Consider the following 14,534-nt stretch of genomic DNA (forward strand, 5'->3'; position numbering starts at 1 on the left):
GTGGTGCGGAGTACGAAGAAGTTGTGGCCGGCGTGGTCAGCTGGTGGATGCCCAGAAGTCGTTGAGCATCGCAGCCGTGAAGCCGGGATTGTCGAGGTTGGGCAGGTGGCCGGCGTGCGGGATCACCCGGTACTGGGCGCCGAGCTCCTCGGCCATTAGTCGCTGCGCGGCGATCGGCCAGGCGTCGTCGGTGTCGCCGTGTGCGACCAGGGTGGGAACGCGAGTGGCGCGCACCTGGGCGGTGGAGTCCGGCGTGGACTGGAGGATGCGGATGCCCCCGAGGATGTTGTCGACGGAGGAGGCGGTCAGGCGATCGCGCACGAACTCGTCGTCCGCCGTGAGCACGGTGCCCTCGGGGTGGTCGAGCGCCCAAACGCCTAAAGTGCCGTGCTCGCTGATCAACCTGGCGTCGGCCTCGTGCGATCCGGGCCGGCCACCCGGGCCGGAGCAGAGCAGTGTGAGGTCGGTGAACAGGGCGGGGCTCCGCAGCAGGGCGGCGCGGGCGACGAGGCCGCCGAGGCTGTGGCCCACCAGGTGCACGGGGGCACCGGCACCCACAGTGTGGGCCACGGTGACGGCATCCTCGGCGAAGTCCTCGAGCCGGTAGTGCTCCACCCCCACGGGCGCGGCCGAGTCGGCCTGGCCGCGCTGGCTGTAGCTCACCACTTCCCAGCCGTGGGCGGCGATGAGCGGCAGCAGCAGCCGGAAGTCCTCTTTGGAACCGGTGAAGCCCGGCACCAGCAGGGCCACGCCGCGAGGCTCGACCGACGGCATCATGCGGAAGGCCGTGAGTGGACCGGCCGCGGAGTCGACGGTGAAGTGCTCGATGGCCGGGGCGAGTGGCAGGGTGCCGAACGGGGCGGTCATGCCACCTCCTTGCGGGGGTTGGGAATCGCGTCGAGCAGCCGGATCGTGTAGTCGTCCTGCGGGTTGCGCAGCACATCGGCGGTGTTCCCGCGCTCGACCACGGCGCCGTGGTTGAGCACCATGATGTTGTCGGTGACCACGCGGGCGGAGAGCAGGTCGTGGGTGATGTAGAGCAGGCTCACTCCCCACTGTTCGCGCAGGTCTTCGAGCAGCGCGAGCACCCCGGCGCGCAGTGACACGTCGAGCATCGAGACCGGTTCGTCGGCGATGATCACCTGCGGGTCGCTGGCCAGGGCGCGGGCGATGACTACCCGCTGGCGCTGGCCGCCGGAGAGTTGGTGCGGCAGCTTGGCCGCGAACTCCTCCACCGGTTTCATGCCCACGATGTCGAGCAGTTCGAGCACCCGGCGGCGGGCCTCGGTGCCGTGCAGGCCGGTGAAGTTGATCACCGGGCGGGTGAGGGCGTACTCCACGGTGTGCAGCGGATTGAGCGCGGAGTACGGGTCCTGGAACACCATCTGCACGTCGCGGTGCAATTGGCGGAAGTTGCGGCGGCTCAGCGTGCCCACGTCGAGGTCGCCGAAGCGGATGCTGCCGCTGGTGGGCTTCTCCACCGCGGTGATGAGCTTGGCGAGGGTGGACTTACCCGAGCCGGAGGCCCCGACCAGGGCCAGCGCCGAACCGGGCTCGAGGGTGAACGACACGTTGTCCACGGCCCGCACCGGTGCTTCACCGCGGCGCGGAGCCGGGTATACCTTGGAGACGTTCTCCACGATCATGGTGTGCTGGTCGGTGCGCCGGGTGCGCGGCGAGACCGTCGGCGCGTGAGTGGCCCCGTCGGCGCGCGCGGCACCGTCGTTCTGGCGCTGCTGCCGGTCGGCGAAACCGGGCAGCTCCACCACCTCGGCGCGCGGGTCGGCGTAGTGCGAGAGCAGCATCCGGGTGTAGTCGGCCTGCGGGTTCTCCAGGATCTGCCGGGCCGGGGCATCCTCCACGATGCGGCCCTCGTGCATCACCATCACCCGCTGCGCGGACTCGAGCACGATACCCAGGTCGTGGCTGATCAGGATCGCGGTGAAGTTCTCGGCCTTCTGCAGTTCGATGATGGTGTTCATCACGGCGTGCTGCACAAGCACGTCGAGGGCCGTGGTGGGCTCGTCGAAGACCATCAGCTCGGGTTCGAGCGAGAGCGCCAGGGCGATGGACACCCGCTGGCGCATGCCGCCGGAGAGTTCGCCGGGGAACCGATCCAGCACCTGCGGGGTCAGTTCGACCTTGCCGATCAGCTCGGTGGCGCGGGCAGCCCAGCGGGACCGCTCCACGTGGCCGTGCGCGCGGAAGATGTCGACGAAGTGATTGCGGATGCTGCGCACCGGGTTGAGCGCGTTCATGCCGGACTGCAGCACCATGGCGATGCCGCCGTGGCGTTGCTCGCGCAGCTGCTCGGCATCCAGGCTGGCGATGTCCTTGCCGCCGAAGAGGATGCGGCCCTTCTCGATGTGCGCCGGCGGCTTGGAGAGGCCGGTGAGCGCGAAGCCGAGGGTGGACTTGCCCGACCCGGACTCCCCCACCAGGCCGACGAACTCGCCGTGGGCCAGCCGGAAGGAGACGTTCTGCACGGCCTGCGTCGCGTATTCGCCGTAACCGTAGTGCACCGAGAGGTCGTGCACCTCGAGCAGGGTGTCGTTGGCAGCGGGCGGTGCCGGGGTGAAGGGTGCGGGGGTCATTTCTTCGTTCCTTCCCGGAGGCGGGGATTGCTGATGCCGTCGACGCCGAAGTTGATCAGGGTGAGGGAGGTGGCCAGCAGGGCGATGCAGAGGCCGGGAGCGAACAGGAGTGCCCACTGCCCGGTGAGCAGGGCGTTGGAGTTCTGCGCCCAGAAGAGCATCGTGCCCCAGCTCACCACGGTGGAGTCGCCGAGGCCGAGGAACTCCAGGCCGGCTTCGGCGAGGATCGCCGCTGTGGCCGCACCGAAGAAGTTGCCGACGATGAGCGAGGTCATGTTGGGCAGGATCTCGCGGAACACGATGCGGAACGGTCGTTCACCGCTGAACACGGCGGCGGTGATGAAGTCGCGGGAGCGCAGCGACTGGGTCTGGCTGCGCAACACCCGGGCGCCCCAGGCCCAACCGGTGACCACGACGACGATGATGATCATGCCGATGCCGCCGCCGGAGAGGTAGGCCGCGATCACGATCATCAGCGGCAGGCCCGGGATGACCAGGAACAGGTTGACGATGAAGTTGATCACGTCGGCGCCGAACCCGCGCACGTATCCCCAGCTGAGGCCGATCAGCACGGCGATCACGGTGGAGAGCAGGCCCGCGACCAGGCCGACGAAGATGCTGATCTGGGCGCCGTAGAGCAACTGGCTGAGCACGTCTTCACCGGCGGCGGTGGTGCCGAGCCAGTGTGCCGCGCTGGGGTCGGCGCTGCGTTCGAAGCCGGTCTCGCTGGCGCCGTATGGCGCGATCAGCGGGGCGAAGATCGCCAGCAGCACGAACACGGCCAGCATGATCAGGCCGATGCGGGCCTTTCCGTTCGACCAGACCGTTGACGCGACGCGGGCGACGACCTTCCAGGCGGAGGGGGCCTCGCCGGCCGGCGTGATCGGCGCGCGCAGGATGGCGGTGGTGGGGGGCAGTGAGGTAGTCATCGTCGGGTCCTCGGGTCCAGCACGCCGTACAAAATGTCGACGAGGAAGTTGGCGATGAGCACGCTCACGGTGATCATCAGGAAGAGTGCCTGCATCAACGGGTAGTCCTGGTTGGTGACGGCGTTGAAGAGCAGGTAGCCGATGCCGGGGTAGCCGAAGACCTGTTCCACCAGGATCGAGCCGCCGACGACACCGCCCAGGGCCAGGCCGAAGGAGGTGAGGTTGGGCAGGATGGCGTTACGCGCGGCGTAGCGGAGGGCGATGGTGCGGGGCTTGAGCCCGTTCGCCTCGGCGAAGGTCACGTAGTCGTCACCGAGGGTGGAGATCATGGTGTTGCGCATCCCCAGGATCCAGCCGCCGAGCGAGGTGATCAGGATCGTGAGAGCCGGCAGCACCCCGTGGTAGAGCGCGTCGCCGAAGAACTCGAACGAGAGGTTCGGGGTGGCGGTGGGGCCGTAGGCGCCCGAGGTGGGGAACAGCCGCAGCACGTAACCGGCGAAGAAGAGCAGCAGCAGCGCGGTCCAGAAGTACGGGAAGGCACTCAGGAACGAGCCCACCAGCGTGGGCACGCTGTCGAGCCAGGTGCCGCGCTTCCAGGCCGCCAGCACCCCGAGCAGGGTGCCCAGGACGAACGCGACCACAGTGACCAGGCCGACCAGCACGAGCGTGTACGGCAGCGCGGCCGAGACCAGTTCCCCCACGCTCTGCGGGTAGAAGGTGTACGAGATGCCGAAGTCCAGCGTCACCACCTGGTGCAGGTAGGCGAAATACTGCTCGACGATGTTGCCGGTGGGCACACCGAGCTGGGCTTCAATGGCGGCCTTGGTGGCCTCGGAGACCGGGCCGTTCTGGGCCAGCTTGGCCAGCGCGGCATCCGCCGGCGTGCCGGGCATCAGCCGTGGCAGCAGGAAGTTGACCGTGACGGCCGCCCACAGGGTGAGGGCGAACAGGCCGAGTTTGCGGGCCACGTAGCCGACGGCGGCCAGCGCGGGGCTGGGGGCGTGCGCGGCATCCGTGGGGCTCGTGCCCGTGGGCGCGGCGCCATCGACGCCGCGCGGCGCCGCTTGGGTGCTAGTCATCATTGACCTTCTTCAGATTGGTGAGAACAAGAAGCGGGGTGGACTCGTACGTCTTCGGCGAGGCGTACGGGTCGTCGGCGCTGGGCCAGCCGGTGAACTTCGCGTTGCTGAACAGGCCCCAGGAGCCGCCGTAGTAGAGGCTGATCGAGGGGATCTGGTCGTAGACGACCTCCTGCAGCTGGTTTGCGAGGTCGGCTTGCACCGCCGGGTCCAGCGCCACCTTGTACTGCTGCAGGATCTCGTCGACGGCCGGGTCGCTGAACCGCTCGAAGTTGTTGCTGGCCTCCTCGCCGACCGGCTTGACCCATTCACTGGAGAGCAGGTTGTTGAAGTCACGGAAGGTGTTGCCGGTGCCGCCGGTGGCGCCCATGGCGAAGTCGTACTCGCCGTTGCGCAGCGCCAGGGTGTACGCGGCGGGCTGCGGGGATTCGACCTTCACGTCGACGCCGATGGCGCCCCACTGCTTCTGCACTTCCTGCACACCCTTGAGCCAGTCGTTGTAGCCGGCGGCCGTGGTGATGGTGAGGCTGAGCTGGGCACCGGATGCGTCGACCAGCTTGCCGCCCTGCTGGGTGTAGCCGGCGGCGGCGAAGTACTCCAGCGCCTGCGCGGTGTCCTGCGTGATCAGGCCGGAATCGGGGATGTCGGGGTTGAGCACGTCCTCCTGGTTGGGCAGCAGGATGTTGGTCTGCCCGGCCGTGTCCATGTAGCCCTCGGCCGCGGCGTCACCGACGGCGGCCCGGTCCAGCGCGGTGGAGAGGCCCAGGCGCACGTTGACGTCGTTGTACGGCGCCTTGGTGAGGTTGGGGAACAGGGCGATGGTGCCGCCCGGCGGGAACCAGTAGGTGTTCTGGTTGCCGGCATCCACCCAGGCGCCCTCGACATCGCTGATGAACGAGTAGGCCCAGTCGTAGCCCTTGGTGGCCACGTCGAGCTGGGTGTTGGTGGCCGGCAGGATCAGGTGTTCGGCGGCCACGGTATCGGCCTGCCAGTAGTCCTGGTTCTTGTCCACGGTGTACTGCTGCGGGGCGAAGTTGCCCAGAGTGTACGGGCCGGTGCCCACCGGGTCGGGGTTCCGCCAGGTGGTGGGGTCCTCCACATCCGCCCAGATGTGCTCGGGCACGATCAGGGTCGTGGAGGCGATCAGCTGGGCGGCCGGCACATCCGGTGCGGTGAGGTGCACCGTGACGGTGTCGTCGCCGACCTCGAAGGTGTCGATGTAGCTCCAGATGCCCTGCAGGTCCAGCGACGGGTTGTCCTTGAGCAGTTGGAAGGTGAAGCCGACGTCGGCGGCGGTGAAGTCCTCACCGTCGGACCAGGTGACGCCGTCGCGGATCGTGAACACGATCGTGGAGGGGTCGGGCTGGGCGTAACCGGTGGAGAGCCACGGGTGCTCTTCGCCGGTGAGGTTGTCGAGCACGATCAGCGGCTCGTACATGTAGAACGCCGCGACCCGCTTGTTGATCATGAACGGGTTGAAGTTCTTCTCGAACAGGGGCGAACCGTTATCGGCGGCGATCAGCATGGTGTCGTCGGGGATGGACGGATCCGGCGCACTCTGGATCTGGATACTGCAGGCGGCGAGCGTCGAGGCTGCGACGGCCAGCGCGAGTGCGGCCAGCGTGCGGCGGAGCGGCCGGGGCCGAGATCGTGATGGTTGCATCATTACTACCGGTTTTCCTCAGTCATCGTTGAGCTGATTGCGTCAAGCGACGCGTGATCTGGTTCGAGTGTATGCGCATACATCGCGGAGTGCAAGCGTGCACGCTCCGTTCCGGCGGCACCGGGCCGGTTACACGCGTGGGCAACTCTCCCGCAGAACGACCTCGACCGGCAGCGTGAACGACTGCGGTGCGAGGCCCGGATCGTCGAGCCTGGCCGTGATGGCATGCACGGCGGCCCGGCCGAGTTCCACCATCGGCTGGTGCACGGTGGTCAGCCGCGGGCGGGAATTACGGCCGGCGGAGATGCCGTCGAACCCCGTGACCAGCACATCCTCCGGCACCCGGATGCCCCGCCGCTCGAGCACGTCAAGCACACCGAGAGCGGTCTCGTCGTTCGAGCACAGGATGCCGCGCGGGCGCCGTTCGGCCAGCAGCCGGGTCGCGATCGCCCGGCCGCCCTCCCGGGTGAAGTCGCTGCGGAGGATTCGCACGCCGCTCTCGGCCAGGCCGGAGTCGGCGAGCGCGTCCCGGAACCCGGCCAGGCGTTCCGCATCGTCGGGCGAGTCGGCGGGGCCGGCGATGTAGACCACGTCGTGCACCCCGTGGTCCTGCAGCACGTAATTGGCCAGGGTGCGCATGCCCGGCCCGTTGCTCGCGCTCACGTGGTCGAAGTCGTCGGCGCGTTGGGCGCCGGCGAGGATCACCACCGGGATGCGGCGGGCGACATAAGCGAGGAGCTCGTCCGGCACGGTTCGGGCGAGCACGGCGAGGCCGTCGACCCGGCCGGCGATGTCGGTGACCAGGGCCTCGCGGGCGTTCCCCCGGCCGGCGGCGACCATGAGGGCGAACCCCCGGCGCCAGGCCTCGATCTCGGCACCGCGCAGCACCTCGTCGAAGTAGAGATTCTCGGCATCCGGTGCCCGGTCGGAGTCCTCGTCGACGATGGGCACGGTGTCGCCGCGGGCCGCGTCGACGGGTTTGTCGGGCACGGTCTCGTCGTGGCCGGGAAAGAACAGCCCGATCACGTTCGTGCGGCGGGCGGCGAGGCCCCTTGCAGCGGCGCTGGGCACGTAGCCGAGCTCGTTGACGGCGGCCAGCACGCGCTGGCGGGTGTCGTCGCGCACCGTGGCCGGCGACCGGAAGACCCGGGAGACGGTGGCGATGGAGACGCCGGATCGCTCGGCGACGTCGTAGACGGTGGGGGCTTTCGCCACGCTGTCGCCTCCTCGCCTCGGCACCGGCGCCGGTGGCACGGTGTTCTGCCATCGTACGGCGCACCCGCGCCGGATCCCGCGCCCGACCGGCGCCTTCGGTTGCCGAACCGGACAAATGCGCCCGGCGCACCGGCCGCACATGTCCGCACGGGGAACAGTTAGGCGCGGGTGGGGGCGGAGACGGGGATGCGGGTCAGACGCCGGCGCGGGCGACCAGGCGGCCAGTACGAACCGCGTCGAGGAAGGCTTGGTAGTCGCGTTCGTTCTGGTCGGCGTAGCGCTGGGAGAAGTCGGTGACAGACCGGTCAAACTTGTCGCTCGAGCCGAGGTACGCGGCGAGTGCCACGGGATCCCCCGCCCTGGCGTGCGCTCGGGCGAGCGTCCAACCGCAGGCGTTGGCGTAGAGAGTCATTCCCAGCGGCACCATCGCTTCCACCACGGCAGAGCCCTTCATGTCACGCAGCTGCCGCCAATAGAGGAACCTCCCCTCCTGCACCCCTCTGGTCCAGCCCAGAAAGATGTCGCTGGCGGCTTGCATCAGGCGCTGGCCCTGCACCACCCGTTCACCGGGCTGTTCGTACTCGCTCACCGGCAGATGGTCTTCGAGCACGGAAGACGTCGCCTCTTTCACCTGCAGGAACAACGGATCCTGTTCGTCGCGGCCCTGTAGCAGGGCGATGAACGCTCGGTTGCCGACGCTACCGACGCCGACCACCTTGTGGGCGACGTCGACCACCTCGAAGCGCTCGAGCAATTGCCGGCGGTCGGCCTGCAGCGTCTCCCGGTACGCCTGCAGCTGCGAGCGGACGGCGGCCTCGGTCGCCTCGGGGGTGAATCCCAATGACACCGCCATTTCCCGGGCCGGCACCACGATCGGCGGTTGGCTCACGATACGGTATCGTCCGTCGACGAATTCGGCGAGCTTGGCCAGAGCCTGCAGGCTGTCGCGGGACCGCGCTTTCTCGGCGCCCCGCAGGGTGTTCTTCTCAACCGCCTTCGACGCCTTGCGTGCCGCCTTGCCTTTCTGCGTACCCCTGGCCGCACCCAGCGCCTCGACCAACTCCTTCTCCGACAACCGGGCATACCAGACATCCAGGGTGCGCATCGCGGCGAACTCAGCCATCGCCTCCCGGTAGGCACGCACGGAGGCGAGGGTTACCGCGCGGATGTCGGCTGCCGCGAAACCGTTGTTGCGCGCAGCAATGGTGAAGCTCGCCGACATCCGCAGCACGTCGTATTCGAACGGTCCGGGAAGGGTTTCATCGAAGTCGTTGAGGTCGAACAGGAGGTTGCGTTCCGGCGAGGCATACACGCCGAAGTTCGACAGGTGGGCGTCACCACAGAGCTGTGTGATCAGCCCGGCCCGCGGGATGTGGCGCAGGTCTGAGGCCATGATCTTGGCCGCGCCCCGGTAGAACGTGAACGGCGAGACCATCATGCGGCCGTGCCGCACCGGCACCAGATCGGTTTCCCTGGTGAGGTTCTGTTCCTCGAGGAGGGCGACGGGGTCTGGCCGGTCGGGTGCCGGCTGCCACTCACGCAGGCTGGTCAACGGGGTGTCCGTGCGTGCCGCCTTGCCGCGGGCGGCACGATCGGCGACAGTGGGATGCTCGGTCATGGGGCGGCCCTTCTTCGCAACAGTGCTGGAAGTGCCTACGATTGTCCCGCCGCCGGGGGCTGTCAATGGGCCGGCCCCAGTTGGGTTCAGCCGGCCGGTGTCCAGGCCACGACCTGCTGCGACTGACTGCCGAGGCCCTCGATTCCCAGCTCGATGGTGTCGCCGGCGGCCAGGAAGGGGAACCGGCCCGACATCGCGACCCCCTCCGGGGTGCCGGTGTTGATCAGGTCGCCCGGTTCGAGCACGGTGAACTGCGAGAGGTGCCAGACCAGGTGGGCGACGGAGAAGATCATGTCGGCGGTACTGGAGTCCTGGCGTTGTTCTCCGTTGACGCGGGACCAGATGCGCAGCGCCTGCGGGTCCACCTCGTCGGCGGGAACCAGGCACGGGCCGAGCGGGTTGAACCCGGCCGCGATCTTGCCCTTGGACCACTGGCCGCCAGAGAGGTCCTTCTGCCAGACCCGTTCGGAGACGTCGTGGCTGACCACGTAACCGGCCACGTGCGCGAGGGCATCCTCGATCGAGTCGAGGTAGCTGGCACGTGTGCCGATGACGACGCCGAGTTCTACCTCCCAGTCGACCTGGGTCGAGCTCTTCGGCAGCATCAGGTCGTCGAAGCCGCCGACGACGGTGTTCGGGTGCTTGAAGAACAGGATCGGCACGGTGGGCGGTGCGCTGCCGGATTCGGCCGCGTGCGCCGCGTAGTTCTGGCCGATGCAGAGCACGGCCTGCGGCCGGGCGATCGGGGCACCGACGCGCAACTCTGCCGCGTTCGGCAGCGCCGGGAGCGCGCCGTCGTTCGCGGCATCGCGCGCTCGCCGGATGCCGTCGTCGGCGAGGAATGCCCCGTCGATGTCGCCGGTGACGGGCCTGAGGTCGTAAACCACACCATCCACCTCGATGGCGGGTATCTCGTGTGCGAGCGGTCCGAGTCGAAGAAAGGTGGTCATGGGTCTCCCAACGGGGTGCGATTCAGGGCGTGTACTACGACGGTACACAGCCCGGCCGCACCGAGCCGACGGGGCGGGCGTTGGCGTCTCTGGTCACGACGACGCTGACAGCGACTCCACCACGGCGCCTTGGGCGGGGATGCCGAGATCGGTCGGAATCGGATCGCCCCGGCCGGCCGGCCACTCGTGGTACTGCCGAAAGGCCATCGGCACGCCGCGCGCCACGGTCAGGTCCGCGCTGTCCATCACCTGGACGTGCACGTGCGGCTGAGTGGAATTGCCCGAGTTGCCGCACTGCGCCAGGGGGTCGCCGGTGACCACCCGTTCGCCCGGGTTCACACGCACCGACCCGGCCCGCAGGTGCACCAGGGCCGCGAAGCCGGCACCGTCCGCCAGTTCGAGAACGACGAAGTTGCCCGCGATCGCGGCCACCCCCTGCCGCAGCCTGGCCGCCTGGCCGAGCACATAGGGCAACAGGCTGAGCTGGGAGCGCCGGGCCTCGTGATCGGGCTCACCGTCGTGCACCTGCACCACGGTGCCGTGGGCCGGCGCCAGGATCGATCGGCCGAACGCGAAGAACCGCTCGGCGGGCTCGGTGCCGAAGAACGTGCCCCAGTCGCGGGCAGCGGCCGTGCGGCCGGCGTCATCGACACCGACGAAATCGATGGCGTAGCGCTCCCCCAGCAGGTCGGTGCCGTGGCTCGGGAGGCGCCGGGCCGGGCTGTTCCTGGCCAGCCACCGGCCCTCGAACGGCAAGGTCAGGATGACCGGGCCCGTGGCCCGGCTGGGCGAGTCGTGAGCCTCGGTCATCCGGCCAGAATAGACCGGCCCGGTCGTGTGGAACACGACCGGGCCGGTACTTGGTTGAGCGAGACCGTTAGTTGGCGACCTGCTCGCGCCGCGGCAGCACCCAGCCGGGTCGCACGAAGTGGCAGGTGTAGCCCTCCGGGTAGTTCTGCAGGTAGTCCTGGTGCTCCGGCTCGGCCAGCCAGAAGTCGCCCAGCGGCTCGACCTCGGTCACGACCGGGCCCGGCCAGATGCCGGATGCGTCTACATCCGCGATGGTGTCGCGGGCGACGCGCTCCTGCTCGGCATCCGCGTAGTAGATCGCCGAGCGGTAGCTGCGACCGCGGTCGTTGCCCTGCCGGTCCCTGGTGGACGGGTCGTGGATCTGGAAGAAGAACTCCAGCAGCTCGCGGAAGCTCGTGCGCTCGGGGTCGAAGGTGATCTCGATCGCCTCGGCGTGGTCGCCGTGGTTGCGGTAGGTGGCGTTCGGGGTGTCGCCGCCGGTGTAGCCCACCCGGGTGGACAGAACGCCCTCGCGCTTGCGCACGAGCTCTTCGACGCCCCAGAAGCAGCCGCCCGCCAGTGTCGCCTTCTCAGTCGTTCCGCTCATCGTGTGCTCTCCTCGTTCGTGAACAGGCTGCGGAAATCTCCGTAGCCCTCTTTTTCCAGATCGTCGACCGCGATGAATCGCAGTGCGGCCGAATTGATGCAGTAACGCAGCCCGCCTTGTTCGACGGGGCCGTCGTCGAAGACGTGGCCGAGGTGGCTGTTGCCATTGGCGGAACGCACCTCAGTTCGCACCATGCCATATTCCCGGTCGGTCTTCAACACGACATTGGCCGGATCGATCGGCACGGTGAAGCTCGGCCAGCCCGATCGGCTGTCGTATTTGTCGGTGGAGGCGAACAGAGGCTCCCCCGAGACGATATCGACGTAGATGCCTGCGCTCTTGTTGTCCCAGAACCGGTTGCGGAACGCGGGCTCTGTGGCCGCCTCCTGGGTCACCTGGTACTGCAGGGGCGTCAGGCTCGAGACGGCCTCGTCGGTCTTGCGGCATTCGATCGGCATGCGCTTCTCCTTCTGCGGTGTCGCTGCTGGCTGCAACGATCAACTCGAGGGAGATAACGCCGGGGTAGGGCGGGCTGTTCCGCGGCTCATGGCACACACAGCGGGCTCACAGTTTGGTGCGAACCGGTGCCCGCCGTGGCTCACGGGCACCGGGCTGTGACCTAGACGGTTCCGGCCACGATCTCGAGCACGATCTCGTCTTCTGCCGAGCTCACGGTAACCGTGATGTCGCCGGTTCCGGTGGGCCGCACGATCGCGAGCGCCCGACCGTCGAACGTGTCGCGGGTGTCGGCATCGAAACGCTCGGCGGTCTTCGGGTTGCCACTGCCGAGCCCGGCGAGCAGACCGGCACCGGCCACCGTCACCCGCACGGCACGGTCGGCCCCGGTGACCAGCACGCCGGCGGCGTCGCGCAGCTCAATCGCGACGTAGGCCAGGTCGGTGTCGTCGCCGCGAATCGAGGCGCGGTCGGCGGCTGCGGTCAGACGCGTCGGTCCGGTAGCCGACGACACCGAGGTGCGCCCGGTCTCGGCGCCCGCCGTGTAGGCGACGGCAGTGAGGGTGCCCGGGGTGTAAACGGTTTCGAGGGTGGCGAGCATCGGGCGGACTCCCCCGACGGCGCCGCGGGCGACCTCGGTGCCGTCCAGCAGCAGGGCAACCTCGTCGGCATCCGCATAGATCTCGACGGTGACGGGTGCACCCTCGTAGCCCGGCCAGGTCCACGAAGAAACGGAGTCGCTCCACGCCCACGGCGACTGCATCGTGACCGTCTGGCCGTGCCGCCCGGGGCGCAGCACCGCGAGGTACGGTTCGCTGCGCAGCCCGAACACGATCTCGCGGTAGTACGAGGCCGGCCGGCGGTGGCCGGTGATGTCGAGGTCGCCGCTCCACGCGGTGAGGTACGGGTACTCGCGTTCGAGCGCGGCGACGGCCCCCGGGTCCTCCGCGTAGGCGGTCGCGCCGATGCCGACCTCGCCGAGGTAGTCCCAGCCGGTCCAGGTGAAGTCGCCGATCACGTTGGGATTATCGACCACGAGCGGCCACAGGCTACCGATCTGCGTCGGGAAAGTCTCCGAGCCGAACAGAACCCGGTGCGGGAACAGTTCGGCATCGGTGGTGTAGCGGCCTTCGGCGTAGTTGAGGCCGAGCACGTCGAGTACCGAACTCGATTCCGCGGTGCGCCGGGTGACGGCATCCGAGGTGCTGAGGGCGTTCATGCCACCACCCATGTCACCCATCAGCTCGTTGAGGCCCTGATCCTTCGCCAGGATGTCGGCCAGCTCGTCGATCACGGCGAGGAAGGCGTTCACGCCGTTGGTCACCAGGCGGGTCGGGTCGAGCGCGCGCACGTGCTCTGCGAGGTCGCGGGCCCAGGCGGCACCGTGCGGGGTGCCGACCTCGATGATCTCGTTGCCGATCGAGTACATGATGACGCTGGGGTGGTTGACGTCCTTGGCCACCATCGACTCGAGGTCGGCCGCCCACCATTGCGGAAAATCGGCGGCATAGTCGTAGTTGGTCTTGCCGCGGGTCCACATGTCGAACGCTTCATCGATGACGAGCATGCCGAGGCGATCGCAGGCGTCGAGCATCGACGGTGAGGCGGGGTTGTGCGCGGCGCGGATGGCGTTGAAGCCGGCGTCCTTGAGCAGCTGGATGCGGCGCTCCTCCGCTCGGGCGATCGACGCCGCTCCGAGCGGGCCGTTGTCGCTGTGCACGCAGGCGCCGCGGAGCAGCACGGGTTCGCCGTTGATGCGGAGGCCCTTGTGCGGGTCGACGGTGACGGTACGGATGCCGACCGTGGTCACAACACCCGGGCTGCCGTCGCTGAGGCGGGTGTGCGCGGAGTACAGCGCCGGGGCGTCCACTCTCCAGAGCTCGGGCTGCTGGACGTACAGGCGTTGCCGCACCACCGAGGTGCGGCCGGGGGCGAGGGTGACCGGTGTCACGTCGCCCTCCACCCGCGCGCCGTCCGGCCCGGTGACGTCGGTGCTGACATCCACCTGCGCGGTGGTGAGGCCCAGGTTGGTGACCGTGGTGGCAACCTCGACGACCGCCTGGTCGTGTTCCACCCGCACCGTCGTCACCCGCACGCCGTCGGGAACTATGTGCACGGCCTCATCGACGTGGAGCAGCACCGGCCGGTGCAGGCCGGCGCCGGCGTACCAGCGGGAGTCCTCCCCCGACCGCACCTCGATGCGCAGGGTGTTGGACGCGCCGAAACGGAGGAAGGGCGTGAGGTCGACGAAGAAGCGGGCGAACCCGTCGGCCCGGTTGCCCGCGAATTCATCGTTGAGGAAGACCATGGCGCGGCGGTAGGCACCCTGGATCTCCAGTCGCACAACCTTGCCGGCCCACGCGGCGGGCACGTCGAACTCCTTGAGGTAGGTGTACGCGCCGGCAGGCGAATACGCCGTTCCGCCCTTGCTGGGCGCCTCGGCCGAGCGATCGGCGTCGCGGAGGGCGTCGTGCGGCAGCCGCACCGGCGTGGCGATCACGGCCTCCGCCCCAGCGGCCGCGAACGGGCCGAGGGGGGTGCGGTAGGTCCAGTCGTCGGTGAATGAAGTGGTGGTCATGGGAGAACTCCGATCGGGGGGTGCGAGAGAAGGCCGGGTCGGGCGGGTGCTCGGGA

At 68.8% G+C, this 14,534-nt stretch carries 12 protein-coding genes; all 12 read right to left on the reverse strand.

Annotated features, from left to right (window positions below; translation table 11 throughout):
- Positions 1–36 precede the first annotated feature (36 nt).
- The 12 genes from CTB96_RS15465 to CTB96_RS15520 all read right to left on the reverse strand — a co-directional run bounded on the left by CTB96_RS15465 (position 37) and on the right by CTB96_RS15520 (position 14,478).
- On the reverse strand, positions 37–867 hold the full coding sequence (locus tag CTB96_RS15465) for an alpha/beta fold hydrolase (protein ID WP_110127717.1): 831 nt from the start codon (positions 865–867) through the stop codon (positions 37–39).
- Complete coding sequence (locus CTB96_RS15470; protein ID WP_110127718.1) at positions 864–2,594, reverse strand: ABC transporter ATP-binding protein; 1,731 nt, start codon at positions 2,592–2,594, stop codon at positions 864–866. The genes CTB96_RS15465 and CTB96_RS15470 overlap by 4 nt, the downstream gene beginning before the upstream one ends.
- Entirely contained in the window at positions 2,591–3,523 is a 933-nt protein-coding gene (locus CTB96_RS15475; RefSeq protein ID WP_110127719.1) for an ABC transporter permease, read from the reverse strand. The genes CTB96_RS15470 and CTB96_RS15475 overlap by 4 nt, the downstream gene beginning before the upstream one ends.
- A complete protein-coding gene (locus CTB96_RS15480; RefSeq protein WP_110127720.1) occupies positions 3,520–4,602 on the reverse strand; it encodes an ABC transporter permease in 1,083 nt (360 codons plus the stop codon). Before CTB96_RS15480 ends, CTB96_RS15475 begins: the two co-directional genes overlap by 4 nt.
- Entirely contained in the window at positions 4,595–6,268 is a 1,674-nt protein-coding gene (locus CTB96_RS15485; RefSeq protein ID WP_248283399.1) for an ABC transporter substrate-binding protein, read from the reverse strand. Before CTB96_RS15485 ends, CTB96_RS15480 begins: the two co-directional genes overlap by 8 nt.
- A gap of 126 nt (positions 6,269–6,394) precedes the next feature.
- Positions 6,395–7,480 carry a LacI family DNA-binding transcriptional regulator gene (locus CTB96_RS15490; RefSeq protein ID WP_219993268.1) on the reverse strand — a complete coding sequence of 362 codons (1,086 nt, stop codon included), beginning with the start codon at positions 7,478–7,480 and terminating at the stop codon, positions 6,395–6,397.
- A 193-nt stretch (positions 7,481–7,673) separates the two neighbouring features.
- Complete coding sequence (locus CTB96_RS15495; RefSeq protein WP_110127722.1) at positions 7,674–9,098, reverse strand: DUF2252 domain-containing protein; 1,425 nt, start codon at positions 9,096–9,098, stop codon at positions 7,674–7,676.
- Between the two features lie 86 nt (positions 9,099–9,184).
- Positions 9,185–10,048: a fumarylacetoacetate hydrolase family protein gene (locus CTB96_RS15500; RefSeq protein WP_110127723.1), complete on the reverse strand. Its 864-nt coding sequence runs from the start codon at positions 10,046–10,048 to the stop codon at positions 9,185–9,187.
- 93 nt (positions 10,049–10,141) lie between these two features.
- Complete coding sequence (locus CTB96_RS15505; protein WP_110127724.1) at positions 10,142–10,858, reverse strand: M23 family metallopeptidase; 717 nt, start codon at positions 10,856–10,858, stop codon at positions 10,142–10,144.
- Positions 10,859–10,925: 67 nt separating this feature from the next.
- Complete coding sequence (gene msrA, locus CTB96_RS15510) at positions 10,926–11,444, reverse strand: peptide-methionine (S)-S-oxide reductase MsrA (protein ID WP_110127725.1); 519 nt, start codon at positions 11,442–11,444, stop codon at positions 10,926–10,928.
- Positions 11,441–11,902 (reverse strand): peptide-methionine (R)-S-oxide reductase MsrB, encoded by a 462-nt coding sequence (gene msrB, locus CTB96_RS15515; RefSeq protein ID WP_110127726.1) that lies wholly within the window; start codon positions 11,900–11,902, stop codon positions 11,441–11,443. The genes msrA and msrB overlap by 4 nt, the downstream gene beginning before the upstream one ends.
- A gap of 161 nt (positions 11,903–12,063) precedes the next feature.
- Positions 12,064–14,478, reverse strand: coding sequence for a glycoside hydrolase family 2 TIM barrel-domain containing protein (locus tag CTB96_RS15520; protein WP_110127727.1), 2,415 nt, complete (start codon positions 14,476–14,478; stop codon positions 12,064–12,066).
- Positions 14,479–14,534 lie beyond the last annotated feature (56 nt).

The sequence above is a fragment of the Cryobacterium arcticum genome (assembly GCF_003185895.1).
In the GTDB taxonomy this organism is placed as follows: Bacteria; Actinomycetota; Actinomycetes; order Actinomycetales; family Microbacteriaceae; genus Cryobacterium; species Cryobacterium arcticum.